Source organism: Actinacidiphila yeochonensis CN732 (assembly GCF_000745345.1).
In the GTDB taxonomy this organism is placed as follows: Bacteria; Actinomycetota; Actinomycetes; order Streptomycetales; family Streptomycetaceae; genus Actinacidiphila; species Actinacidiphila yeochonensis.
Genome location: NZ_JQNR01000005.1, coordinates 839,623 through 865,217, shown reverse-complemented (window position 1 = coordinate 865,217; position 25,595 = coordinate 839,623). Strand labels below are relative to the sequence as shown.

The following is a 25,595-nucleotide window of genomic DNA, read 5'->3' as shown; positions in this document are numbered from 1 at the left end:
GAGTTTCCGTGCCGTCTTCCAGACGCCAACCCCTCAGCCGGGGCAGGAGGGTGTTCAACCTGCTGGTCTTCGTGGTGGTCGTGGCGGTCGGCGGCGTCGTACTCGTCGTCCCGCTGTACCGCCACCTGCATCCCGCGAGTCCCGCGAGTCCCGTGGCGGATGCGGCGGCGGGCTCGGCGGCGGGGCGGAGCGCCTCCCCGGGACAGAGCGCATCGCCGGGCCAGGTCCAGGCGGGACAGACCACGCCTCGGCCGAAGTCGACCACGCTACGGCCCGACGGGCTCCTGTTCGACGACTTCCACTACACGGGCGGCGACGATCCGTCGCTGCGGGCGCACGGCTGGACGATCCGCACCGAGGGCGGCGGACCGGGCGTCCACGACACGTGGACGACGGACGGCGTCAGCTTCCCGTCCGCGTCGGACGCCCAGGGCGGCAAGGCGCTCCAACTGCAACTCACCAGCGGCGGCACCAAGGCGACCACCCACCAGACCGAGCTGACGACTGCCGAGCCGCAATTCTTCACCGGGACCTACGCAGCTCGGATCTACTTCACCGACGGGCCCGTCTCCGGTCAGAACGGCGACCACATCAACGAGTCGTTCTACGCCATCTCGCCGTCCACCGAGAAGAAGAACTACAGCGAACTCGACTACGAGTACATGCCCAACGGCGGCTGGGGGTCCCCGAAGCCCGAGCTCGACGCGACGAGCTGGCACAGCGAGAAGGAGGGTGACCGCGTCTACCAGCCCTCCTACCAGCGGCTTCACGGCTGGCACACCGTGATGATCGTCGCGGTGAAGGGGCAGACGACCTACTTCCTCGACGGCGAGAAGATCTTCACCAGCGGCGCCGACTACTCGATGCGCGGCCCCGTCAACGTGGCTTTCAGCACGTGGCTGATCGACCTTCCCTTCACCGGACAGCGGACCTGGAACATGCAGGTGAACTGGTTCTACTACCAGGCCGGAAAATCTCTCACGCTGAACGACGTGAACAAGTCCGTGAACGCCTATTACTCGGCCGGCACGCACTACGTCAATTCTCTTACCCGGTAATCCGGTAGCGGTTCCTTCTCCCGCCCCGCCCAGCCCCGCCGTGCCTCTCGCCCGCCCCCGGGGTCCGGCCGGACTGCTTCGGCCGGACCGCCCCCGGCCTGCCTGAGCCCGGTGGGTCAGCCGGCGCGCCGAGTGCGCGCCGGCTTCGGCATGTCCGGCGCCGGCCTGACGCTGCCGGAGGCGCCGGACCCGCGGCCACGCTGGACGCGGGTCCGCACGGCCACCAGCACCACCACCACCTCCTCCGCCGCCGCCCCGGCCGTCCCCGGCGCCTCGTCAACGCCCGGCGCCTCGTCAAGCGGCCCCCATCGAACTGCATCGGCCTGCATCGGCCTGCATCGACCTGCATCGGCCTGCATCGACCTGCATCGGCCTCCATCGGTCCCGGTCAGCCTCCTTCGGCCTCCGTCAGCCTCCAGCGGACCCTTTCGGCCCCCGTCGACGACCCGGTGTGACCTGGTAGGCCCCGGTGCACCCCTCTGGGCGCGGCGTGCCGCCCTCCGCGCGCCCCGTCGGCGGTTCACCATGGTGACGGCATGTCGGATTTCCTACCGATCAAGGAGAAAACGACCGATGCGACAGGGTCCGCTCGCCGGCCGCTATCCCGCGGTGGCGGCGATGGTCGTTTTCGCCCTGGTCCCGTACCTGGCCCTCTCGGCCGCGCTGGGGCCCATCACGCCGCTCATCGCCCGCGAGCTGCACATGAGCCCGCAGGCCATGAACGTGACGACCGGCATGGCCAACGCCGGCTACGCCGTGGGCACCGTCCTGGCCGTCCAGTTCGCCCAGCTGCTGCCGCAGCGGCGGATGCTGCTCGTCTACGGAACCCTGCTGGTGATCGGCTCGGTGCTCACCGCGGCGGCGACCGTCCCGGCGATGTTCATCGTCGGACACGTCCTTCAGGGGCTGTGCACCAGCCTGCTGCTCATCGCCGCCGTCCCGCCGCTGATCATCGGATATCCGGCCGCCAGGCTGCGCTCGACCGCCGTGATCATGAACGTGTGCATCTTCGGCGCGGTCGCCCTCGGCCCGGTGGTCGGCGGGGTCCAGGCGAACGCCGACGGCTGGCGGCCGCTGTTCTGGATCATCGCCGGGATCGCGGTCGCGGCGCTCGTCCTTTCCGCCCTGACCTTCCAGGAGACCCCGGCGGCCGATCCCGGCGCCCCCGTCGACTACCTCGCGCTCGGGCTCGCCACCGCCGGCTGCGTGGCGGCCTTCCTCGGCGCCTCGCGGCTGCTCACCCACTCCTTCCTGGACCCCGCCACGTGCGGACCGCTGCTCGGCGGGCTGCTGCTGATCGTCGCCCTCTTCGTCCACGAGTACACCTCCAAGCGGCCGCTGCTGTGTGTGTCGAGCCTGCTCAGCACCCTCCCGGTGGCCGGCATCGTCGCCGCGATCTGCGCGGCGGCCGCCTCGGTGTCGGCGATCTCCCTGACCCTGACCTCGCTCTCCCACCACCACACCCCCTTGCACCTGGGGCTGCTCTACCTCCCCGAGTTCGGCGGCGCGGTGCTCACCGCGGTCGTCTTCGGCAGCGTCTTCCGGACCCGCCTGCTGCACTACTACGTCCTCGTCGGCCTGGGCTTCCTCACCGCCGGCATCCTCGTCATGAACGCCGCGGCCCCGCCCACCTCCGTCCTCACCGCCGTGGGCTCCGGGCTGGTCGGCGTCGGTGTCGGCTCCTCCGTCGTGCCGGCGCTGTTCATCGCCGGCTTCTCGCTGCGCTCCACCAACGTGCAGCGCGTGTTCGCGATCATCGAGCTGCTCCGGGCGGTGGCGGCGTTCATGGTCGCGCCGGTGCTGCTGTACGTCGCCGGCACGGTCGGGCACGGCCTCGACGACGGTACGAGGACGGCGCTGTGGATCTGCTTCGCGATCGCCGTCGCGGGCGCGGTCGTCGGCGTCGCCCTCTACGTTCTGGGCCGGGTGCGCCCGCCGACGCCGTCGGTGGAGGGCTGGCTCAGCGGCGAACGGACGGGTTGGGACTCCCCACCCCTCTTCGCCCGCCTCACCCGCGGCAAGCAGCAGGAAGACGCCTGCCCGTAGCGCTCCCGCGCGGTCCTGACGGGCCGGGCCCCCGGCGGGCGCGGGTGTGGCGTCCGATCACGGTCGCCCTTACCCGTCCGCCCCTTCACGGAGCCCGGCCGCGACGCCGACGAGCCGGAAGCCCCGTCACACGTGAAGAACCGGTCGGGCTCGGCGACTCACGCGCTGGGCTCGGACGTACTCGCCCTCCACTCCAGGGCCTCGGGTTCCTCGGTGAACTCGACCAGGTGCTGTCCGGCGTAGCGCTGCAGCGCGTCCCGCACTTCGGCGGGGGTGACGTGGAAGAACTCCTTGCGGCCGTTGACCCGGTTCACCCGGCGTGCCGCGAACTCCTGGTGGAGCTGGGTTTCAAGGCCGACAGCGTCCTTACTGAAGATCAGCGCGTGGACGTCGAAGCGGAAGGGAACGGCCGCGCCGCTGAGCTGCTGAACGCGCTCCAGAGGTTCGAGGCGGCGGGTCAGGCCGATCTTGACCATCCGGTCACCGAAGGCGCCGACGTTGGAGATGACGTACACGTACCCCGTCCGAATGTTGGCGGCCCTGCTCTCCACGCTGCGCAGGGCGTCCTCGATCTCGACCAGCTTGGCCTGCATCTCGCTGACCGCCGTGTGTTCACCGCGCGCCCTGAGACGTTCGATGACCGCCTCGTAGTGGCCCTGTTCCTTGTGTAGCTTCTCCCGCTCGCGATCCAGCTCCCGCTGTACGGCGGCCTCTTCCTTCTCGCGGGCCCGGACTTCGCGCTGGGCTTCCTTCTCCTCGTCTTTCTTCTGCAGGAAGTCCGAGGTGAGCTCCAACTCCCGTACCCGGGCGTTGTGGTAGCTGTCCGAGATGCGGATGTGCATCGTCGCGCCGAGCTTCGCGATGGTCTCCCGGCTCTTGTACAGGCGGTCGATCAGCGAGTTGAGGCGGTGCGGACGCATGGTTCGCACGGCGTAGTCCGCCTCGGCGTTGTAGGCGCGCAGCATGAGCTTGGAGAAGTCGCGGACCATCTTCTGGCCCTCGCGCTTCGATCCGTTGACGGTCCAGTCCGTGGCGGCAAGCACCGCCCTGTTGGTACGTGCCAGATCCTTGATCTCCGTCTGGAGGGATTCGAGCCGGCTTCGGTACGCGATGGCGTCGTGCAGTTGGTGCCGGTAGGCGTAGATCCCGACTTCCTGGAGCAGGGCGGCCTCGTCCGCGGTGGTGATCCTGGCCTGGACGGCGGCGAGCGTCGTCTGGGCCTCGCGGATGTCCCGGCGGAACTTCTCGGCGTCCTTCTGGAGTCGAAGGGTCTCCTTCGCCGTTCTCCGCCCGTCGTCCAGGATCTCCTTCGCCACGTCCCGGGCTTCCTTGACCATCTGGGCGGCTTCCGTCTCGGCCTGGTTCCGCAACGCGGCGGCCTCGGAGCGCACTTGGTGGATGAGTCCGGCGACCCGCGTCGCACTCGCGCCCTGCGTCCGTTCGATCCACGCACGCAGCTCGGCCGCTTCGGGTGTCTCGTCGCGATGGCGGCGACCGAACAGGCCGCCGCGCTGGGGCGGCAGACCCCCGGGTGTCGCGGCCTCCGGTTCGTTCTGCGGTGTCTGGGCGACCGTGCCCGAACTCTGCGGCGGAGCGGACTCGATGGGGACCGTAGCGGCACCGGGCGGCGGGGACGCCCAGGAGGGACCCGGCAGGCCGGGGTGGGGCAGTGTGGGTACCCAGAACTGCCAGCCAGGGGGAGGCGGCGGCCAAGAAGGGTCCGGTCGCCAGTTCTCATCCGGAACCCAGCCCTCGTGCGGCGCCGGCCACCCCGGCGGCGGGTTGAAACGGTGGTTCATCGCAAGCCCCTCTGGCCTGGCCTCGCTTGACGCGATCGCTCGACTGTCCCCACCGTTCCGGGACGTCGGGTGGTCCGGTGGATGCAGAAAGCAGCATCCTGCCGGAGGAGGTTGGCGGGAGGGGGGAGGAACCGGACAGCCGTGACCCTGTCGTGATGGGACGTCCTGACCGCCTGGCGGACGGCTGCGGTCGGGGCCGTACGCCGGTCAGGACCAACCGTGGGCGGATGGTCCTGACCGTGGTGTCCCGTGCGGGTACTGCTCCCGGGCGCTGCTCGGGTCAGCCGATCGGGCCGACGTAGGTGGCCGGGTGCGTCGCACCGTTCTGCAGCGTCACCGGACCCCACGGCCACTTCAGTGTCACGCTGGTGGTCTGGTTGGGGGGCGTGATGGTCACCGTCTGCGGGGTCCACGTCCCGCCCTGCTCGGGGGCGAAGTAGATCGAGAAGTCGGTGTCGTCACCCGGGTTGAGGGTGATCGCGCTGTACGTCTGGCTCTTGCGTACCAGCGACCAGTTGGTGGAGCCGCCGTTGAGGTCCACGCCGGGGAAGCCCCCGACCTTGCAGGCGTGGCTGCTGCGGTTGTGCAGGTCGACGCCCGTCGTCTGCTGCTCGTCCGACGTCACGTCGGGCGCCGCGTCCCCGCCCGTCTCGAAGGAGATCGTCAGGTCCGAGGTGGCGCACTGCGGGGTGCCCGTCGACCCGCCGCTGGACGAACCCGCGGTGGACCCCGAGGAGCCTCCCGAGGAGTTCGCGGACCCGGAGGAGCCTCCCGAGGAGCCTGAAGAGCCCGAGGAGCCCGAGGCGTTCGCGGGTGTTCCCTGGGTGCCTGCCGTGTCAGCGGTGGAGGACGAGGAGGGGATGGTGCTCGTGGCCGCGGGCGCGGTCGTCTGACTGGCGGCGGTCGTGGCCGCGGCGTTCGAGGACCCGTCGGACGACCCGCACGCGGTGAGCGTGAGAGCGCAGGCGGCAACGACGGTGGCAGCGGCGACGACGGTTCGTCGGTTGCTGATCGGCATGGTGTACCTCATGTCATTCTGCACGTGGTTGCGTCTGGTACCCACTATCTTTCCCGCGCTGTTTCACCGATTGGTAACGCGATCTTCCCGTCCCGGCGACAGCTTCACCGGCGGACCCTCCTCCACGTCATTTGGCTGACGGCCCGTCAGGTAGGCGCTCAGGGGCGGCGGACAGGACGCCCGACCCTTGGCGGCGCCCGTGCGGGGCGTACGCGGTGTGAGCTGTTCCCGGACGTGAAGCGCCCCTGAAAACTGCCGGGATCAGGCACTGTGCGGGAGCGGACGGGGTGTCACTCTGACGGCTGCGGTTCACGGGGAGCGTGGCCGTCACGGGGATGCAGAGGCAGGCGAGCGCGGTGCGCGGCTTTGTGGGGGCGGTCACGGGGTATCCGACCGTGATCTTCAGCTTCGCGCTGGTCGTGGTGGTGGGCTACTGGGTGCTGGTGCTCGTCGGGGGCGCGCATCTGCACGGCGCCCGCGGCGGTCACGGCCACAGCGGTCAGGGTGGAGGGCACACCGGTCACGGCCACAGCGGTCACGGCGGGGGCCACACCGGTCACGGCCACAGCGGTCACGGTCACACGGGCCACGGTCCCGGCCGAGGGGACACCGGTCACGGCCACAGCGCGGGGCGGCACGTCCGTACCGGGCTGGCGCGGGTGCTGGGCCTGGGCGGGGTGCCGATCACGGTGGCGGTGTCGCTCGTGGTGGCCTTCGCCTGGTTCACCGCGCTGGCCGGGCGGGCCTGGCTGGGCGACGGCGCGCGGTGGTTCCTGCTGCCGGTGGCCCTGGCCGGCGGGTGGCTGGGGGCCCGCCTGCTCGTGTGGCCGCTGCGGCGGCTGATGCCCGAGCCGCTGCCGCCGCCCTCCCGACGGGACTTCGTGGGCCTGGGATGCGTGATCCGGACCGGCCGGGTCGGGCCGGACTTCGGACAGGCCGAGGTCCGCGCCGTCGACGGGTCCTCGGCGCTGGTGCAGGTACGGCAGAGCCCCGACGACGCGGCCGGGCCGGGAGGCGTCCTGCGCGCCGGGGTGTCCGCACTCCTCTACGACTACGACGCCGAGGGCGAGTTCTTCTGGGTCATGCCCGCTCCGCCGGGCGCCATCGGCTGAGACCCGCCCCCGTCGAGCGGCGGACGCGGCGTCGCGCCTCCCAGTCGCGTCTCCCCCGTCCCAGCCCCCACCCCACCCGCCCCCGCCTCTTCCTTCGATCGTTCACATCATTCGCGGCCAGGTCAGTCCAAGGGAACAGCCATGTCTGTGGTCACCATCGGTGTCGGTGTGCTCGTCGCCGTCCTTCTGCTCATCGGTCTGGGCACGCTGCTGCTCTTCGGCCGGTTGTTCCGCAAGGTGGTGCAGGGCGAGGCCCTGATCATCTCCCGCCCCAAGGGCGCCACGGTGACCTTCACCGGCGCGCTGGTCCTGCCGATGGTGCACCGCGCGGAGGTCATGGACATCTCGGTGAAGACCATCGAGATCTCCCGGACCGGCCGGGAGGGCATGATCTGCAAGGACAACATCCGCGCCGACATCCAGATCACCTTCTTCGTCCGGGTCAACAAGACCGTCGAGGACGTCATCAAGGTCGCCCAGGCCATCGGCACCGAGCGGGCGAGCCACCAGGAGACGTTGCAGACCCTGTTCAACGCGAAGTTCGCCGAGGCGCTGCGGACCGTCGGCAAGCAGCTCGACTTCGCCGACCTCTACACCCACCGCGAGGAGTTCCGGGACCGGATCGTCGCCGCCATCGGCACCGACCTCAACGGCTACCACCTTGAGGACGCCGCGATCGACCACCTGGAACAGACGCCGATGTCGCAGCTGGACCCGACCAACATCCTCGACGCCCAGGGCATCCGCAAGATCACCGAGCTGACCGCGCTGGAGCACATCCGCACCAACGACTTCCAGCGCAACGAGCAGATGGAGATCACCCGCCAGGACGTGGACGCCCGCGAGGCCGTCCTCGAACTGGAGCGGCGGGGCGAGGAGGCGCAGATCCGGCAGCGCAAGGGCATCGAGACGCTGCGGGCGCAGGAGGAGGCGGCCACCGCGATGGTCCAGGAGGAGGAGCGGCTCAAGGCGCACGGCGCGCTGCTGCGGACCGAGGAACTGCTCGGTGTGCAGCGGGAGAACCAGCAGCGGGAGATCGCGGTCGCGACGAAGAACCGGGAGCGGGTGCTCGCGGTGGAGACCGAGCGGATCGAGAAGGACCGGCTGCTGGAGGTCGTCAACCGGGACCGCGAGGTCCAGCTCGCCAGGGCGGGGATGGAGAAGGACGTCGAGATCGAGCGCCGCGGCGTGTCCGACGTGGTGCGCGAGCGGATCGCCGTGGACCGCACGGTCGCCGAGCAGGAGGAGGAGATCAAGCGGGTCCGCGTGGTCCAGGAGGCGGAGCGCACCCGGCAGAGCGTGATCATCGCCGCCGAGGCGTCGGCGCAGGAGCAGCTGGTCAAGGACATCAAGGCCGCCGAGGCCGCCGAGCAGGCCGCGCACCTGCGGGCCAAGGAGCAGGTGGTGCTGGCCGAGGCGGCGCAGAAGAGCGCGGAGCTGGAGGCCGCCGCCAACGTGCGCCGCGCGGAGGGCGAGCGGGCGCTGGCGGGCGCGGCCGGTCTGGCGCAGGCCGAGGTGGCGGAGCGGCTGGCCCTCGCTGAGGCGGCCGGGACGCGGGCCCGGCTGGAGGGCGAGGCGACCGGCATGAAGGAGAAGGCGGCGGCTATCGAGAAGGTGGGGCTGGCCGAGGCCGCGGTCGCGGAGAGCAAGGCGAACGCGGAGGCCGCGGGCATCCGCGAGAAGCTGCTCGGCGAGGCGGCCGGCCTGGAGAAGAAGGCGGCGGCGATGGCCGCGCTGGACGAGGTCTCGCGGTCCCACGAGGAGTTCCGGCTGCGGCTGGCCGCCGACAAGGAGGTCCGGCTGGCCGCGTTGGAGGTCCAGAGCAAGGTCGCCGAGGCGCAGGCCGCGGTGCTGGCCGCCGGCCTGGAGAGCGCGGACATCGACATCGTCGGCGGCGACAGCGTCTTCCTGGAGCGGCTGGTGGGCGCGGTGTCCTTCGGCAGGTCCATCGACGGCGCCGTGCAGAGCTCGGAGACGGTCAAGGCGCTGGGCGCGGAGTGGCTCAGCGGCGGGCGGAGCTTCGGCGACGACGCCACGGAGGTCCTGAAGGGCCTCGCCGCCGGCGGCCCGTGGAACCTGGCCCTGCTGCTGAAGCTCCTCCAAGGCGGCGCGCCCGAGGGCGCCCTGCCCCTGGACCCGGCCCGGCTCGTCAACGGCACCACCACCGGCACCACCGCCAGCAGTGGCAGCAACGGCGTGGGCGGTACGGGGAGTACGGGGAGCACCGGGGCCGCCGGCAAGTAGCGCGGGCCCCACCGACAGCAGCACGTACCAGGCCGGACAAGGAAGCACGGGAAGTAGTCATGGGCGTCGCGGACGGCACCTACCAGATCCTGCGGGCGCGGCTCGTCGAGCGCGCCGCGGAGCTGGGACGGCAGGCGGCAGAGCTGAACACCCGGCGCCAGGAGGCGTTCGGCTCCCGCGGGCTGGAGCTGGCGGGCGCGGCGCGGCCGCGTACCGCCGGGGAGGGCGCCGCCCGCGGCGTCGTCGCGGTCCGGCCCGACGTGCTGCTGCTGGGCACCACCGCGCCGACCCTCGAAGCGGGCCTGCTCTCGCTGCACGCCCTGGACGGCTCGCCGCTGGACTCGGGCGCGGTCCCCGGCCTGCTGGACGACGAGCGGTTCCACCGCGACCTGGCCGAGCTGCTGCGCTACTTCCGGGACGCCCGGCTCGCCGACCTGGTGCGGACGGCGGCGGGACGGCTGCTCGCGGTCTTCCGCACCGGCGGGAACGAGGGCGACCAGCGCGTCCTGAGCTGGCAGCTGGCGGAGGGCCGCGTCGAGTACCTGGGCAACCACGGCGAGCGGGACCTGCCGCAGCCGCCCGTCTTCGAGCTGCCCTGGACGACCACCGGCCGCGAGCACCACGACCACGGCCGGATCAGGGTCGAGGGCGGGGAGGGCGCGATCACCCTCGCGACCACCGGCGGCACCCTCACCGTGCGGGCCGTCCCGGGTGACCGGCCGCTCTACGAGGAGCCCGTCGACGATCCCCTGCAGAGCCTGGCGGACGCCGTGGTCGCCTACGCGGAGGCGGGCCCGCTGCTGCTCCTGCGGGTACGCCCCTACAACGAGCAGGCCGACCGCTACCTCGTCGTCAACACCCGCACCGGCGCCGTCCGCCGCCAGGACTCGCTCGGCCACGGCGCCCGGCTGCTCCCGGCCGAGCAGGGCCTGCTCTTCCCCCGCGGCTACGAACTGGCCGACGGCACCCACCGCACCTTCCGCACCGAGGCCGGCGAGGGCTCCGGCGCCCTGCGCTTCGACACGGTGCTCCCCTCGCCCAACGGCGAGGACCTGCTCTACGTCCTGCGCCGGCCGGGCGACGCCCAGGTGCTGCTGCTGCCGTGGAACACCGTCCGCCGCGAGGCGGCCGCCGCGCTGCACGGCGCCGCGTACGCCCTCCTCCCGGACGGCACGCTCGCGCTCCTCAAGCCGGACCGCGAACCGGTCCGCACCCACGAACTCCAGCTGTGGCAGACCCCGTTCCAGTCCGCGGACCACGCCGCCGCCCAGCCGGTCGGCGACGGCCCGCTGGCCCGGATCGGCAACGCCGACCTCGTACGCGGGATCGCCGACCTGCTGGACGTGGTCCGTACGGCGACCGCCGTCCAGCAGGAGCACGGCCCGGGGGCGCCCGCCCCGGGGGAGCCCGACCCGGGAGAGCCGGACGCGGAGGAGCCCGCCCGGCAGGAACCCGCCCGGCAGGAGCGGCCGGCCGCGTCCCCGGAGCTGGTCCTGGACGCCTGCGCCAAGGCCGCGGACCGCCACTACTGGCTCGCCGACACCGGCCTGCTCGAACCGCTCACCGAGCTGCTGCGGGCCGCCGAGCACCTGGCCGCGGAGCAGGCCCGGATCAGGGGACTGGCCGCCCGGGCCGCCGAGGCGCTGGAGCAGGCGCGGGAGGAGGCCGCCGCGCTGGTCCGCCGCTCGCACGGCGAGCCGCCCACCGACGCCGAGGCGTGGACGCGACTGCTCGCCGAGCTGCGCCGGGCCCAGGGCCGCGTCCGCACGCTGCGTGAGCTGCCCCGGCTCGACCTGGCCGCGCTGGAGCGGGTCGAGGCGGATCTGGACGCCGAGCTGGCGGCGGCGACCGAGCGCGCCTTCGCCTTCTTCGTGGGCCCCGACGCCTTCGCCGCGCCGCTGGCCGCCGCGCAGGGCGCCGCCGAGGACGCCGAGGCCGTGTCCACCGCCGCCGAGGCCGCGCGGCTCGCCGATCAGCTCAGCGAGCAGGCGGACGCCCTGATGACGGTGACCGACCTGGTCACCGGCGCCGTCGCAGCCGACCCGGCCCTGGGAACGGCGGTGCTGCTGGCCATCGGCGAGGTCCTGGCGGCCGTCAACCGCGCCCGCGCGGTCCTGGCCAACCGCCGCCGCGCCCTGCTCGACGCCGAGCACCGCGCCGCCCACGCGGCGGAGTCCGCCCTGCTCGTCCAGGCGACCACCGCGGCGCTGGCCGCCGCCGACACCCCGGCCGCCTGCGACGACCACCTCGCCAGGCTGCTGCTGCGGGTCGACGGGCTGGAGGCGCGCTTCGCCGAGGCCGAGGAGCTCGCCGCGGACCTGGCGCTGCGCCGCGAGGAGATCCGGCAGGCCTTCGCCACCCGCCGCCAGATCCTGCTGGACGAGGCCGCCGCCCGCGCCGACCGGGTCGCGGCCTCCGCCCGGCGGGCTCTGGAGACGCTGCGCCGCAGGCTCGCCGGACTGACCTCCGCGGCCGACATCCACGCCGCCCAGGCCGCCGACCCGATGGCGGTGCGGGTCCGCGCCGCCGCCGAGGAGCTGCGCGGCCTCGACGACCGGGTACGGGCACAGGAGCTGACGGACGCCGCGCTCGGCGCCGTCCGCACCGCGCTGCGCGACCTGCGCGACCGCGCCGACCTTTCCGACGACGGCGGCGCCAGCGTCCGGCTGGGCCGCCACCGCTTCGCGGTCCGCCGCGAACCCGTCGAACTGACCCTGCGGCCCGAGGGCGACGGGCTCGCCTTCCTGGTCACCGGAACCGGCTACCGCCGACCTGCCGACCTGCCCGAGCTGCTGGCCGGCCGCGCGTTCTGGACCCAGCCCCTGGTGAGCGAGGCACCGACGCTCTACCGCGCCGAGTACCTCGCCGCCGCGCTGCTCGCCGACGCCGCGCAGGGCACGCGGGCCGACCGGACCGCCCCGCTGCTCCAGGACCCGTCGGCCGACCGGACCGCCCCGCTGCTCCAGGACCCGTCGGCCGACCACGGCACTCTGCTCGACCAGGTCCGCCAAGCCGCCGAGCGCGCCTACGACGAGGGGTACGAACGCGGCGTCCACGACCACGACGCCGCCCGCATCCTGGCCGCGCTGCTGCGGTTGCGCGCCGGGGCCGGGCTGCTGGAGCACACCGGGGAGGTGCGCGCCGCCGCTCAGCTGTTCTGGGCCCACGGCGCCACCGACCCCCAGCGCGCGGCCTGGCAGCGCCGCGCCCGCTCCCTCGCCCTGGCCCGCTCCCGCTTCGGGCCGGACGGGACGACGAGGCACCATGCGGATCTCGCCGCCGAGCTCTCGGGCAAGGTCGAGGAGTTCACCGCCGCCGCCGGCCTGCCCCGGGTGGCGCACGCAGGCGACTACCTGATCGCCGAACTCGCCGACCGGCACGAGGGCTTCGCCTCCGGCCTGGCCGCCCGCACCCTCCTGGACGGTTTCCACCAGACCGACGCCGCTCCCGCCCTCGCCGCCGACCTCCAGGCCCTGGCCGCCGACCTGCCCGCCCGCCACCAGCTCGCCACCGCCTGGCTCGGCGCGTACGCCGGCAGCCGCGCCGACGGCGAGGGCCTCGCGGAGGCCGTCGCCCACCTGTGCGCGCCCGCCCTGCCGCGCTACGAGGTCACCGCTCCCGTCAGCGAGACCGTCACCGGCCTGCTCGGCGACCACCCCCGGGTCCGCGACGGGCAGCTCACCGTACGCATCGACCAACTCCCCCACCAGGCGCGGGTGTTCCGTGAGGAGCGGGCACCTGCCTTCCGCGCCTTCCAACAGCGGCGCGCGGACGTCCTGACCGCCGAACGGGCCAGGCTGCGACTGGACGACTACCGCCCCCGCCCGCTGAGCGGCTTCGTCCGCAACCAGCTCATCGACCAGGTCTACCTGCCGCTCGTCGGCGACAACCTGGCCAAGCAGCTCGGCACCCTCGACGCGACGGCCTCCGGGACCACCGACCGCAGCGGGCTGCTGCTGCTCCTCTCCCCGCCCGGATACGGCAAGACCACCCTGCTGGAGTACGTCGCCGACCGCCTCGGCCTGCTCATGGTCCGGGTCGACGGCCCCGCGCTCGGCACCGGGACCACCTCCCTCGACCCGGACCGCGCCCCCGACGCCGCCGCCCGCCGCGAGGTCGAGAAGATCGTCTTCGCCCTGGAGGCGGCGAGCAACGTGCTCCTGCACGTGGACGACATCCAGCACGTCACCCCCGAACTGCTGCAGAAGTTCATCCCCCTCTGCGACACCCAGCGCCGCGTCGAGGCCGTCAGCGACGGCGTCGCCCGCAGCTACGACCTGCGCGGGCGCCGCTTCGCCGTCTGCCTCGCCGGCAACCCCCACACCGCGAACGGGCAGCGCTTCACCATCCCGGACATGCTCGCCAACCGCGCCGACGTGTGGAACCTCGGCGAGGTGCTCACCGCCCACCAGGACCTCTTCGCGCTCTCCTTCCTGGAGAACACCCTCGCCGCCAACCCCGTGCTCGCCCCGCTCGCCGGCACCGACCCGGCCGACCTGCGGCTGCTGATCGCCCTCGCCGACGGCGACCCGGGGGCCCAGGCCGACCAGCTCACCCACCCCGTACCGGACCTGGACCGGGCGCTTGCCACGCTCACCCGGCTCCGCCGCGTCCAGCGCACCGTCCTCGCCGTCAACCGCGCCTACATCGCCTCCGCCGCCCAGGAGGACGCCGACCGCACCGAACCCCCGTTCCTGCTCCAGGGCTCCTACCGGACCATGGCCCAGTTCGCGGCCCGGATCGACCCGGCGCAGAGCGACGCCGAGATCGACGCCCTCCTCGACGACCACTACCTCGCCGAGGCCCGCACCCTCGGCAGCACCGCCGAGGCCAACCTGCTCAAACTCGCCCACCTGCGCGACCGCGCCACCCCCGAGCAGGCCGCCCGCTGGCGTGCCCTGTGCGCGGGCTACGGCACCGCCGGATGGTCGAGCCACCCCAGCAGCCTCGCGCCGAACACCGCCGTCTCCAGGGTGTAGCGCTGCAGCGCGTCGTCCGGGTCCAGCCCGGTGAGCCGGACGACGCGCTCGACACGGTAGGCCAGCGCCCGCACGCTCAACCCCAGCCGCCGCGCCGCCTCCGCCGAGACGTAGCGCGAGTCCGCGTAGGCGGTCAGCGTCTCCAGCAGCGGCCCGGCCCCGCCCCGGGCGGTCTGCAACGGCCCCAGCACGCTGCGCACCAGCTCCTCCAGCGCCTCGCGGTCACGCAGCAGCACGGGCAGCACCATCAGGTCCGCCGCATGCAGCAACTGCCCTTTCAGGCCCAGCTGCTCGGCCTGCTCCAGCGCGGACCGGGCCTCCTCGTAGGAGTGCACGACACCGCCGGGCCCGCTGTGCGAGCGGCCCACCACGACCCGGCGCCCCTGGGTCAGCTCCGCGAAGGCCTTCACCGCCGCGTCCTCACCCGGACCGGCCGGCACGATGCACACCAGCCGCCCGTGCTTGACCGCCAGCAGCACCTCCTGCTCGCCGAAGCGGCCCAGCAACTGCCGTTCCAACGCCCGTACCAGCGGGTCGTCCAGACTGTAGCCGTCGCCGTCGGCCACCGCGACGACGTGCGAGCAGGCCAGGTTGAGCCCGAACCGCTCCGCGTGCTCGGCCAGCCGCCCCAGGTCGCTGCGGCTGCTCAACAGGTCCGCCACGAACTCCCGCCGCCCCGCCTCCTCGCGCCGCAGCCGCTCCCGGTAGGCCCGGCTGTGCCCCTCCGCGAGCGCGGCGACAGCCGCCCGCAGGGCCGCCATCGACGACGCGTCCACCAACTGGCCCGCCCAGACCCGGCCGGTGGCGGCCAGCCGCTCGTCGACCAGCTCGGCGAGGCCCCGCCCGTCCTCCGCGGCCCGGTCGCCGTAGTCCCGCAGCGCGTCCAACTCACCGCGCCGCAACCGCCGCCCGCTCCGCGCCACCTCCTCCAGCGCCAGCCGCCACGCGGCGTCCTCGCCCGGTTCGGACGTCTCCGTCCCAGCACCGACGGTCGTCAACTCCCGCTTCCCCCCGAAGCACCCATGCCGGCAGCGTCAGGCCGGCCGACCACGCCCCGAACGCCCGTGCCTGCCCGGCCCGTCGCGCGCGGTGAGAACAGGTATATGAGACCTTCCCGGCCCGCCATGTCAAGTCCACCCACGGCGCCCCCGTGCCCCGACCCGCGAAGCCGAGCCGTCGTCCGGCAGAGGCCCTCTACCCGCGGGTTCCCGTTGTCACACCGGCGTCGGGGCGGAGCCCGACAACCGGCTCGACAGCACGACCGGCCCTGCACGATCATGGTTTCCTGACCGCCCCGCGTCGGATGACAGGCGCCCACGCCCCTCCGGCCCCTCCGGCCGACGCCCTTCGGTACTTTCGCGCCACGCCCAGCCGTCCGAGTCAACGCCGCGACGTGGACGTGGCGTTGTCCTTCCAGCGAAGCCCGCCTTCCGCCCGGACAAAGGGAGCAAGCATGTTGAACAGAGGACGCGCACGGCCGCGAAGACGCGAGCTGGCCACTGCCACGATTCTGATGGGCGCGCTGACAGGGCTCTCCGCCTGCGGCGGCGGAGGGCATGACGCCCACCCTTCGGCGCAACGGGCGAACCCGTCCTCGTCGCCGCCCCGCTCGGCCTCGCCGTCCGCCTCCCCGTACACCCCGCTGTCTGCTTCGGCGTCTGCTGCGGCGTCCGCTTCGCCGTCAGCCTCGCCGCAGGTGACCGAGGACACGACCACGTTCTTCAAGGCACTGGACTTCGTCGCACCCGACATCCTGACGAAGCACTCCCGAGCCGACGTGGTGCTGGCCGCCCAGGAGACGTGCGGCAACTGGCGGGCGAACAAGCACAAGCTCGACGGGCATCCTGTTCCCGACCAGCTGTGGGGTTTCAGCCTCATGGACAGCATCTCGATCACGACGGTCGCGGTCCGCTACATCTGCTCCGACCAGAGCCGCGCCTATCTCACATGGCTGCAGCAGGGACAGCCGAAGCAGTAAGCCTCCGCCGGGGTCGGACGGCGGAGTGAAAGGGTGCAGTGGCAAACGGCGTTGACGGCGCGGCACGCCACGGAACCTTGCTGGTGCGGCCGTCGGCCGGCCTGTCCGGCTTCACACACGTCGAACGCGATGAGCGCATCGAAGGCGCCTACCGCGCTACCGCGCCGCCTACCGCGCCGAAGGGCCCCACTTCGAGCCTCTTGGGCTCCTGGGACCTTTCGACGTCGTGCGAGAGGGGCGGGCAGGGGTCAGGAAGCGGGACAGGCGTCGGAGGCGGTGAGCAGAGCCGCCGTGCTCTGGGCGATGGTGACGCGGACGCCGGTGAGGAGGGTCAGCGAGAGCGCGGTGACGGTGACACCCTTGCCTCCGGCCACCGGGGTCTGCTGGTTGACGACCAGCGAGCCGACCAGCGGCAGCGCGATGGTGGTGTTCGGCGCGGCGTCTGCGGAGACGGCCACCCCGGCGACGCGGAGGTTGGTCACCGCGGTCGCGCCGGTCAGGGTGATCGCGCCCGGTCCGGTGCCGGTGAGCGGCTGCCGCGCCTGGGCGGAGGTGCCGAGGAGGTCGGCGGTGATCAGGCCGCCGAGCAGGTTGACCCCGGTGATCCGGGCGTGGGCCGCGGCGGTACGGGTTCCGTCGTCACCGACCGTGCCGGAGGCGTCCGTGGCCAGCGCGCCGAGGCCGCCGACGGTGCCGAGCCCGGCGCTGAGCACGGAGTGGCTGTCGTACCCCGGCAGCGGCGTGCAGGAGTGGGCGGACACGGGCAGCGGGCCGACGCCGAGCAGCGGCGCGGAGAGCCGTACGCCGTGGGAGCGTGCGTCGAAGACGGGCGCGGTGAAGGTCACCGAGGTACAGCCGGGCAGGTCGAGGCCGACCGGGTCGGAGATCGCCGAGCCGCACACCTGGTACGTGCCGCCGTTGACGGAGGTGAGCCTGACGGTGGCGGTGCAGTCCTGCTGCCCGGCGGCCAGGTCGCCGTGCACGGTCACCGAGCCGTCCGCGGCGTCCGCGGTGGCCGTGCCGGAGCCGCAGCTGGTGGCTGCGCTGCCGCCGTCGAGCCGCAGGCCGGCGGGCAGCCGCGCGGTGAAGGACCAGCCGTCCTTGGCGGCCAACTCGCTGGTGTTGGTGATCGTGAAGGTCAGCGTGGTGGGCGCGCCCACCGGCAGTTCGGCCGGTGCGAAGCCCTGGTCGAGCTGCGGAGTGGCGTCCAGCAGCCGCACGTTGTCGATGGCGCCGTCGTTGCCGTTGCCGCTGGCCTGCTCGTTGACGAGCCGGATGCCGGCCGAGTCGCCGGTGAACAGCACCGAGCCGTCGCTCGCGTAGGTGCCCACCGAGGTGCCGCCGATGACCTGGCCGGGGTGCTGGCACGGGTCGATGGGGGAACTGGACGCGGCCCGCGCGGTGTCGCCGTCGAGCAGGTAGAAGTCCAGCAAGGGGTGGTTGGTGAAGCAGTTCTGGGCCGCCGCGTCCACCGAGAAGGTGAGGAAGCGGTGGTCCGCGCTCAGCGGGATCGGCCGTACGGTCTGCAACTCGGTCCGCCCGGCGCCCGGATTGCCCGCGGTGTAGGCGGTGAGCGCGTGGTTGGTGGACGCGTCGCCGCCCGCCCAGGTGCCCAGCGCGGCGGCCATCTGCTTGTTCGGGGCCCAGTAGCCGGCGCAGCTGAAGCCGGCCGGCGGAGTGTCGGGGGCCTGCTCGGAGACGAGCAGGCCGTTGCAGGAGGTCAGCCACGCCGGGTCGGCCGTGTAGGTCTCGGCCGACGGCGCGGCACCGGTGTAGTCGGGGAGCGAGGTCACCGCCGCGCCCTGGCCGCTCTCGAAGTCCTCGGTGAACACCGCCGCCGGCGCGCTCGGCGTGCCGGGATGGCCGGGCGCGTTCGCCTCGGCCGGCCCGATCCCGGCCAGCGATCCGGCGGCGAGCACGGTGACGCCCAGCAGCCCCGCGGCCACCCGGCGCCGCCACCGCCCTTCCGTCCGGTGTCGCCACCGTCCCTCCTCCCGGCCGGCGACCCGCCTGCCGCTCCCGCCCCGTGACGTGGCGCCGGTCCTCGTCGTACGGGTCCTCGCTGTGCCGGTGTCTCCCGTGCCGAAGCCCCTCATCCAGAGCCCCCTCCATGCGGATGTGCCGGTATGCGGTCCGCATCGCGTCGCGGGCAGGGCACGCCGTGGTGGCGCGACGGACCTCTCCGGCCACTGTCCACGGCCGTCGGCGGTGCGCACATCGGCGCGCGGCGCTCCGGTCGGTGCACGGACGGGTACGCGCGCCGCACAAGCCGGTGCGTACTGCCACAAGCCCCTGGCGCCGCCGAGGCCGTGCGGCCGGGAAGGTTTGACGGCGGCTCGTGCGGACCGGGCGGACGGGGCGGACAGACCGGGCGGCTCGTGCGGACCGGGGCCGACGGGGCGGACGGACCGGGCGGCTCGTGCGGACCGGGCGGACGGGGCGGACGGACCGGGCGGCTCGTGCGGACCGGGCGGACGGGGCGGACGGACCGGGCGGCTCGTGCTGACCGGGGCCGACGGGGCGGACGGACCAGGCGGCTCGTGCTGACCGGGCGCGGGGCCCTACTCGCCGCCCGACCGCAGGGTGATCAGTGTGATCTCGCTCGGAGCGAAGACCCGGAAGGGCGGCCCCCAGAAGCCGGTGCCCCGGCTGGTGTAGAGCTGCGTCCGCTCACCGTGCCGGCTCAGGCCGTGCACCACCGGCTGGTCGATCCGGACGAGGAAGTTGAACGGCCAGATCTGCCCGCCGTGGGTGTGCCCGGAGACCTGCAGGTCGATGCCGGCGGACGCGGCCTGCCCGACGTACTTGGGCTGGTGCGCCACGAGCAGCACCGGCTGGTCCGGGTCCGCTCCGGCGAGCGCGCCGACCAGGTTCGCGCGGTGCCCGGCCAGGCCGGAGGACTCCGCGGTCACGTCGTCCACACCCGCGAGGACGAGGGAGTCACCGCCGCGCTCCACCACGACATGGCGGTTGTGCAGCGGTTCCCAGCCCAGCTCCGCCATCCGGTCCAGCCAGCCCTGGGCCTCCCCGAAGTACTCGTGGTTCCCCGTGACGTAGACCTTCGCCAGCCGGGACCCGATCGACCCGAGCGGCGCGGACTGCTCGCGGCGCTGGACGGGGGTGCCGTCGGCGATGTCGCCGGCGTGGACCACGACATCCGCGTCGAGCGCGTTGACCGCCTCGGCGACCCGCGCCGACCAGCCGGCCCGGTCGATCGGCCCGTAGTGGGTGTCGGCCAGGATGACGACACGGGTCCCGTCCAGCCCGCCGCCGAGCCGCGGCATCCGGACGTCCAGCCGCTTCACCCGGGGCACGCGCATGGCTTCGTGGTGGCCCCAGGCCAGCAGTACGGCGGAGACCGCGGCGACGGCCGCGGCGACGGTCCTGGCCCGGTCGCCCCCGCCGACGCCGAGCCCGATCAGCACGAGGTGCGCCAGGCCGCCCAGCACCGACCAGGTGAAGAGCACCCAGACGACCCCGAGGGTGCTGTCCGCGACACGGGCGGCCCGGTCGTTCCGCCGCTGTCCGTGGCCCGCGGCCATCAGGAGGGGGAAGGAGACCAGCCCGCAGGCGAAGACGGCCGTGCCGGCCACGAAGACCGGCAGCGGCCAGCCTGCCCCGGAGGCGAACAGCGTCCACCAGGGCAGGAAGAACAGCAGCGCCAGGACGAGGAAGAACACACTCCCGCCCAGCAGCCGGCGCAGTGACCGCCGAGGCGGCACACCTCCGTCCTCGGCCCCGGTACCGCCCTCGGCCTCCGTCGCGCTTTCGCCCCCGCCCTCGGCCTCGGCTGCCGCCACGGGCCGAGCGTCGGCCACGACGCTCTCCGGCCTCCCGCCGGCAGGCCGGGCCGACGGGACATCCGACTCCGACCGAATGGATTCACTCTCCGCCACCGCGCCGCCCCTCACATCCGTTGCCCCACCGTCGGTCCCCATCATCCGGCACCCGGCGGTGGAGAGGGCCGCCCGGCGCCAGCAGCGGCTCGGCAACGGCTCCTCTGCACCGGCTCGGCCACCCGTGCCCGACTGGGCCACTCGTGCCGGACCGGACCACCCGTGCCGGACCGGACCACCCGTGCCGGACCAGGCCCTGGGCCCGTCCCGGTCGGCCTCCACAGCTGGAGGCCGACCGGATGTGTGAAGGGATCAGAACGGGCCAGGAGCGGCTCCGGAGCAGATCAGAAGCGGATCAGAAGCGGACCAGGGGAGATCAGGGGATCAGGGGATCAGTTGAGGGTCAGTGCGGCCGAGTCGTCCGACGCGTCCGTGTCGAACGGCGGACGGTAGCTGCCGTCGGGGCTCCACGCCATCGCGACCGAGCCCTGCGCGCCCGGGATGACCTGGTCCACCTGCAGAGTGATGGAGAAGTCAGCGACCGTGCCGGCCGGTGTGATGATGCTGGCTCCGTAGCAGGTGTACGCGCTGCCGGACGTCCTCCTGCAGTTGCTGGAGCTGCTCACCACGTGGGTGCCGGGCGGGATGCTGGCGGTGACCGCCATGGTGTCGCCGCTGCGGTAGAAGATGGTGGCGGGGCCGTTGTTCGCCATGCTGAAGTGCATCGTCACGGTGTCGCCCTGGGCGGCCGTCGCGCTGTCGCCGGTGACCGCGAAGTCGGCGGTGTTGTCCGCCTGGAGGCTGGCGGAACGGTAGTCGGAGTGCTCCCCGGTCATGGCCAGCGCCACGGTGCCGGAGGGCGCGTCCGTCGCGGTGCCGGGCGTGATGACCTTCAGCGTCAGCTCGTCACCCGTGCCCTGCGTCCACTGACGGCTGGCCGTCGTCGACCGTATGCCGGCGTCACCGGTCGGCGCGATCATCGTGTCCAGGTACGTGTAGTACGCGCTCGACTCGACCCGCACCCGGGGCGCCGGGCTCACCGCGGCCCGCTCCCCGGGCAGCACCTGGCCAGGGATCGTGCACAGCGCCTCCTCCACCTCCGTCGAGCTGTCGTCCGTGCTGTACTCGCAGTTGGCGTAGTGCTTCGTGAAGCCCAGCCCCGGCGACGCCATCAGCAGCACCTGCGTGGAGTCCGCCGGCCGGTCGCCGATGTTGGTGAACCGTGCCGGAACGGTGACGACCGAACCCACGGCGAGGCCCGTGAGGTTCTTCGGCTGCCCCTGGCTGTAGGCCGGGCCACCGATCTCCACCGATCCCTGCGCACCGACGATCGTCGCACCGTCGGAGGTCCCGCTCACCGTGTAGTCGGCGGCCGACCCCACGGTGGCGCCCGGCAGCGCCTCGATCGTCATCTGGGTCCCGGCGCCGACGGTGGAGCTCGACCCCTGCGGGTCGTAGAGCCACTCGTCGCACGTGGCCACGTACTGCGTCACGGTGCAGTTGTCCGAGAAGGTCACGTGGGCGATCGTCGCGAGCTGCGTCGCGTCGATCGTCAACGTGGCCTCGACGTTGTCCAGCGGACCCGTCGTACGGAAGTCGAAGTACGGCTGGACCGTGTCCGCCGTCCCCGTCGTGCCGGCCGGGGCGACCGCCGCCGGAGCCGGCTGCTCCAGCGTCACCACCGGAGTGTCGGCCTGGGCCGGCGCCCCCAGAGCCAGGGTGAGCCCCACCGATGCGCCCAAGACCGCGGCCACCGCCACGGCACGGCGCGCCAAACGCAGTTCCACTTGTTCCATCCCCCAACGTGCTCGGCATCTCCGTCGGATGCGTGATCAGATCCTAGGGACGGGGTCTGACAGTGGGTCGGCTCGCCACCGTCCGCCGGATTCCGCCGCACGGCCGGGGTGCTGTCCTCATCCCGTGAACCGTTCCGGTTGCCGCACCGGTACGACAGGTTGAACACACGTCAGCGCTCCCGGTCGGCTTCCCCGGCGCGCCACCGTCCCTAAGGGCGACGGCGTCGTGCCGGGGGCCGCGGTCAAGCAGCGGGGGAACGGATCCCACTGCTTGACCGCGAAGCCGTTGCCGGTGTCCTCGACCTCCAGGGCGGAGCGGCCGCTGAAGTGGGCAGGCAGCATGAGGGCTTTGTTGTCGGCGGCCCAGCTGAGCAGCCGGAGGCGGGTGGCGCGTATTACCTGTCGAGGTGGGCGAGGAGCAGGTTCGGGTCCTGGCCGGTGACGTAGGCGGCGCTCAGGACGTAGACGGTGTCGCCGCGCAGGGCGACGGACGTGGGGTTCTGCAGGCCGTCGGCCGAGGTCAGGACGATGGAGTGGCTGCCGTCGGGCTGGACGAGCGCGACCTCGCTCGGGCCGTTGAGCGCGGCCAGCATCTGGTCGCCGTGGCCGGTGAAGGCGAAGTCGTCGATCCCGGTCAGGCCGGTGGCCTCGGTCCGGACCGCGCCGGCGCGCCCGTCGGGGAGGACGGGGATGCGCAGAACGGTGCCCCTGTCGAGGTTGGTGGCCCAGACGGCACCGTTGTGGACCTTCACGCCGTTGGCGCCGAGGAAGCCGGTGGAGGCCAGTTCGGGGGCGGTGGACCAAGCGGTGGGGGTGCCGCCGGCGGCCGGGACGCGCCAGACGGTGCCGAGTGCGGAGTCGGTGACATAGAGGGTGCCGGAACGCTGGTCCAGGGCGAGACCGTTGGGCAGGCCGTTCGCGGGCAGCGCGGCGATCCGCTGCGGACGGCCGCCGGGGCGCAGCCGCCACACGCCGGTGAGGTCGGCGGTGCCGGTGGCGTACAGGAAGTACAGCGTGCCGTCGTCGGCCCGTACGATCCCGACGGTCAGCGGGAAGCCCATGACCGGGGTGTGGACACCGCCGTCGGCGGGCATCGGCAGGGTGGCGAGGATACGGACGGCGCCCGTGGGGGAGATCCTGGCGACCTGTCGGCCCGAGGCGAAGGTGACGTACGCGTCGCCGTTCGGCGCCATGGCGATGTTCTCCGGCTTCTGCCCCTTGTCCAGATCGAAGTGCTCGGCGATCCGCGCTCGGGTCAGGGGCGCCGAGACGGCCGAGGCCGTGGTGGGAAGGAGCGCCGAAGCGGCGGCCGCGACCAGGATGCCCGCCGTCACGGCGGACCGGAAAAGCTTCTTGGACATGAGTTTCTCCTGTTTCGGGATATTTCGGGGCATGTTTCGGGCATGCGGCGGCGGCACGCTGACGCATGTGGGGTCTTGGACGGAGGGGTTCCCGTGGAGCGGCGGCGTCGCCCCCTGGAACCTCGGCGGGCCCTCGTCGGCCGCGCCGTCGTGCTGAGTGCGCCGTGCGCTGTGCGATGCGGTTTCGTCCCGCGCGGGTCAGCCCTGGTTGACGCGGGAGCGTGTCCGTAGCGGCTCGGCGGAAGCACCGGACCGCGCGACGGCCTGGGTGAGCAGGGCCAGCGCAGCCCGCGAGGACGAGTCCGGTGCCGTGGTGGCGACCACGACGGCTGGGCCCGGACCGTTGCTCAGGGTCTGCTGCGTGACGGTCAGTGAACCGACCAGCGGATGACGCATCTGGTAGGTGGCGACGCCGCACGCCTTGATCCGGTGGTCGGCCCACATGGCCGCGAACTCCCCGCTCTTCGCGGACAACTCGCCCACCAGCGCGTGCAGTGCCGTGTCCTCCGGATTCCGGCCGGCCACCAGGCGCAGACTCCCGACCACCGCCCTGGCCTTGTCCGGCCAGTCCGCGTACAACTCACGCACGTGGGAGTCGAGGAACACCAGCCTGGCCATGTTGGGACGCTCCCCGGGCCGGTCCGGGGAGCCCGGGTCCAGGTGCCCGGCGAACAACGCGTGACCCAGCCGGTTCCACGCCAGCACATCGCTGCGACGGCCCAGAACGAGCGCCGGAACATCCCCCATCACGTCCAGCAACTGGCGGGTCGGCTCCGACACCCGCTCCGGCGCGGGCCGCTGGCCTCGGATGCGCTGCCTGCCCGCGGCGGCCACGTCGTGCAGGTACCGCCGCTCGGACTCGTCCATCAGCAGCGCCCCGGCGAGCGCGTCCAGTACCTCAGCGGACGCGCTCAGCGACTCCCCCTGCTCCAGCCGCGTGTAGTACGAGGCGCTCACCCCCGCCAGCAGCGCGAGCTCCTCGCGGCGAAGCCCCGGCACCCGCCGGCGCTCCCCGTAGGTGGCCACCCCGACATCCTCCGGACGCAGTTGGGAGCGCCGTGTGTGCAGGAAGTCCCCGAGGGGCGATTTCGCGGTCATGAGCCAAGTGTGTGCCCGCCCCGAGCGCATAGCCTGCCCCAATCAGGGATAGGCAACGCCGGGTACGGCTCTCCAACGCCGGGTACGGCTCTCCACCGGGAAGGCGAGCGGAGCGGGCCCGGCAGATCCACCGAAGCGACCCGGGAAGTCCTGCCACCACACCACCTGGTAGGGCCTCCGCGGAGGCCACGAGCTTTGACACCACCGCGACCTCGCAACCGGGGCGGCCTCACCGGGGCGGCCTAGTACTGCTGGAGCACGGAGAGAGCGCTACGCGGACTCCACACAGGTCGTGGGTCGTCAAAGTGCGCTTCCGAAGATGGGCGAACGGCTCGCAAGGAGAGCGACGACACGGTCCTGGACCTCTGACGTGGAGAGATCGGAGGTGTCGAGCACCAGGTCGACCCGCGCGTTCTGTACCGGCAGGGCGGCTTGGTGGACCCCGATGCGGGAGGGGTGGGCGTGCCGTGCGTTCCGGTCGGACAGAACATCGCTGCGGGCCCCGAGTTGTACGTAGGTCACGCTCGCCTCGCCTCGTCCGGCGGCTGCGTCGAGCCGGCGCTGCAGGTCGTGGGTAATGGCCGGCTCGAAGGCCTGGCCGTCCACGACCACGCTGACACCTTCCTCAAGCATCGCGACGACCGCTGCGTTCATCGCGCGCAGCATCATCAGCGCGTCGGCCCCGTTGGAGATCCCGCGCAGAGCGTATCCGTCCGCAGAAAAGCCGTGGTCGACATACCGGAACCCGGCCTCGCGATGCCGTGCGTCTTGTTCACCACCGGACCAGGCCGATGGCACCATCCGGTAGAGCTCGTCCACACCGAACCGGAGAAGGGGACACCGGGCGACGTCCTGCAAGTACCGAGCGAGCGTCGACTTGCCTGCGGAGGATGGGCCGTTGATGACGATGCACGCGGGCATCGTGCTCCCCCTGCCTCGATCGACGTGACTCACCATGTCGCTGCGACGTCAAAGATCTGGTGATCGGTCGAGACACAGCCGGATCCGCTGTGGTGTCCACGGGCGACGAGGGAGTCTTCAGACCGGCAGATCGCACCCGGCCCGGCGGCCTCAGCCCAAATGATCTCGCGCGTTGTCTCGGAGACAGCCATGGACGGCACTCTGCCAGAACGTCGCAGCCCTGGTGGAGGGCCCGATGGGCGCAGCCGTGCCCTGACGGGCCAGGCAAATGCTGGTTCGCCCACCTCAGGTCGAACGCCGGCGAAGCGTCCGACCTCCAACGTCGAAGGGCCCCACCGCGAACGGTGGG

The 25,595-nt window shown here is 72.8% G+C and carries 15 protein-coding genes and 1 pseudogene; 7 read left to right on the top strand and 9 right to left on the bottom strand.

Annotated elements, in window-relative coordinates; genetic code table 11:
- Positions 1-8: 8 nt before the first annotated feature.
- Both BS72_RS15495 and BS72_RS15485 read left to right on the top strand, forming a co-directional pair.
- A complete protein-coding gene (locus tag BS72_RS15495; RefSeq protein WP_157856247.1) occupies positions 9-1,058 on the top strand; it encodes a glycoside hydrolase family 16 protein in 1,050 nt (349 codons plus the stop codon).
- 573 nt (positions 1,059-1,631) lie between these two features.
- On the top strand, positions 1,632-3,104 hold the full coding sequence (locus BS72_RS15485) for an MFS transporter (RefSeq protein WP_037911151.1): 1,473 nt from the start codon (positions 1,632-1,634) through the stop codon (positions 3,102-3,104).
- Between the two features lie 158 nt (positions 3,105-3,262).
- Here BS72_RS15485 and BS72_RS15480 read toward each other — a convergent pair whose 3' ends face one another.
- Positions 3,263-4,495, bottom strand: coding sequence for a DUF4041 domain-containing protein (locus tag BS72_RS15480; protein ID WP_232792419.1), 1,233 nt, complete (start codon positions 4,493-4,495; stop codon positions 3,263-3,265).
- A gap of 688 nt (positions 4,496-5,183) precedes the next feature.
- A pseudogene (locus BS72_RS38340) lies at positions 5,184-5,573 on the bottom strand (DUF4232 domain-containing protein); the annotation flags it as partial.
- A 19-nt stretch (positions 5,574-5,592) separates the two neighbouring features.
- On the opposite strand from BS72_RS38340, the gene BS72_RS38335 reads away from it, so the two are divergent.
- From BS72_RS38335 to BS72_RS15460, 4 genes are all read left to right on the top strand, one after another.
- Positions 5,593-5,796, top strand: a complete 204-nt coding sequence (locus BS72_RS38335; protein ID WP_232792418.1) for a hypothetical protein — start codon at positions 5,593-5,595, stop codon at positions 5,794-5,796.
- A gap of 520 nt (positions 5,797-6,316) precedes the next feature.
- On the top strand, positions 6,317-7,033 hold the full coding sequence (locus BS72_RS15470) for a hypothetical protein (protein WP_232792417.1): 717 nt from the start codon (positions 6,317-6,319) through the stop codon (positions 7,031-7,033).
- A 141-nt stretch (positions 7,034-7,174) separates the two neighbouring features.
- Positions 7,175-9,277, top strand: coding sequence for an SPFH domain-containing protein (locus tag BS72_RS15465; protein WP_078901388.1), 2,103 nt, complete (start codon positions 7,175-7,177; stop codon positions 9,275-9,277).
- A 59-nt stretch (positions 9,278-9,336) separates the two neighbouring features.
- Positions 9,337-14,256: a DNA repair ATPase gene (locus BS72_RS15460; protein ID WP_051951137.1), complete on the top strand. Its 4,920-nt coding sequence runs from the start codon at positions 9,337-9,339 to the stop codon at positions 14,254-14,256.
- On the opposite strand, the gene BS72_RS15455 is transcribed toward BS72_RS15460, so the two are convergent.
- Complete coding sequence (locus BS72_RS15455; protein ID WP_051951933.1) at positions 14,187-15,194, bottom strand: PucR family transcriptional regulator; 1,008 nt, start codon at positions 15,192-15,194, stop codon at positions 14,187-14,189. The genes BS72_RS15460 and BS72_RS15455 overlap by 70 nt on opposite strands.
- Before the next feature lie 758 nt (positions 15,195-15,952).
- Between BS72_RS15455 and BS72_RS15450 the strand changes: the two genes are divergently transcribed.
- Positions 15,953-16,234 (top strand): hypothetical protein, encoded by a 282-nt coding sequence (locus BS72_RS15450; RefSeq protein ID WP_037911144.1) that lies wholly within the window; start codon positions 15,953-15,955, stop codon positions 16,232-16,234.
- Between the two features lie 248 nt (positions 16,235-16,482).
- On the opposite strand, the gene BS72_RS15445 is transcribed toward BS72_RS15450, so the two are convergent.
- From BS72_RS15445 to BS72_RS15420, 6 genes are all read right to left on the bottom strand, one after another.
- The gene (locus BS72_RS15445; RefSeq protein ID WP_037911143.1) at positions 16,483-18,180 is read right to left on the bottom strand and encodes a choice-of-anchor P family protein; all 1,698 of its coding nucleotides are present in this window, start codon (positions 18,178-18,180) and stop codon (positions 16,483-16,485) included.
- Between the two features lie 615 nt (positions 18,181-18,795).
- A complete protein-coding gene (locus tag BS72_RS15440; RefSeq protein WP_407638978.1) occupies positions 18,796-20,034 on the bottom strand; it encodes a metallophosphoesterase in 1,239 nt (412 codons plus the stop codon).
- A gap of 428 nt (positions 20,035-20,462) precedes the next feature.
- On the bottom strand, positions 20,463-21,857 hold the full coding sequence (locus BS72_RS15435; RefSeq protein ID WP_157856246.1) for a hypothetical protein: 1,395 nt from the start codon (positions 21,855-21,857) through the stop codon (positions 20,463-20,465).
- A 404-nt stretch (positions 21,858-22,261) separates the two neighbouring features.
- Complete coding sequence (locus tag BS72_RS15430) at positions 22,262-23,227, bottom strand: SMP-30/gluconolactonase/LRE family protein (protein ID WP_037911139.1); 966 nt, start codon at positions 23,225-23,227, stop codon at positions 22,262-22,264.
- A gap of 198 nt (positions 23,228-23,425) precedes the next feature.
- Positions 23,426-24,325: a helix-turn-helix domain-containing protein gene (locus BS72_RS15425; RefSeq protein WP_037916033.1), complete on the bottom strand. Its 900-nt coding sequence runs from the start codon at positions 24,323-24,325 to the stop codon at positions 23,426-23,428.
- Positions 24,326-24,625: 300 nt separating this feature from the next.
- Positions 24,626-25,246: a phosphotransferase-like protein gene (locus tag BS72_RS15420; protein WP_051951136.1), complete on the bottom strand. Its 621-nt coding sequence runs from the start codon at positions 25,244-25,246 to the stop codon at positions 24,626-24,628.
- Positions 25,247-25,595 lie beyond the last annotated feature (349 nt).

Bases quoted from the DNA above. Each gene is read 5' to 3' on its own strand.
- BS72_RS15460 (WP_051951137.1), top strand. From the start codon at position 9,337: ATGGGCGTCGCGGACGGCACCTACCAGATCCTGCGGGCGCGGCTCGTC.
- BS72_RS15425 (WP_037916033.1), bottom strand. From the start codon at position 24,325: ATGACCGCGAAATCGCCCCTCGGGGACTTCCTGCACACACGGCGCTCC.
- BS72_RS15420 (WP_051951136.1), bottom strand. From the start codon at position 25,246: ATGCCCGCGTGCATCGTCATCAACGGCCCATCCTCCGCAGGCAAGTCG.
- BS72_RS15485 (WP_037911151.1), top strand. From the start codon at position 1,632: ATGCGACAGGGTCCGCTCGCCGGCCGCTATCCCGCGGTGGCGGCGATG.
- BS72_RS15430 (WP_037911139.1), bottom strand. From the start codon at position 23,227: ATGTCCAAGAAGCTTTTCCGGTCCGCCGTGACGGCGGGCATCCTGGTC.
- BS72_RS15465 (WP_078901388.1), top strand. From the start codon at position 7,175: ATGTCTGTGGTCACCATCGGTGTCGGTGTGCTCGTCGCCGTCCTTCTG.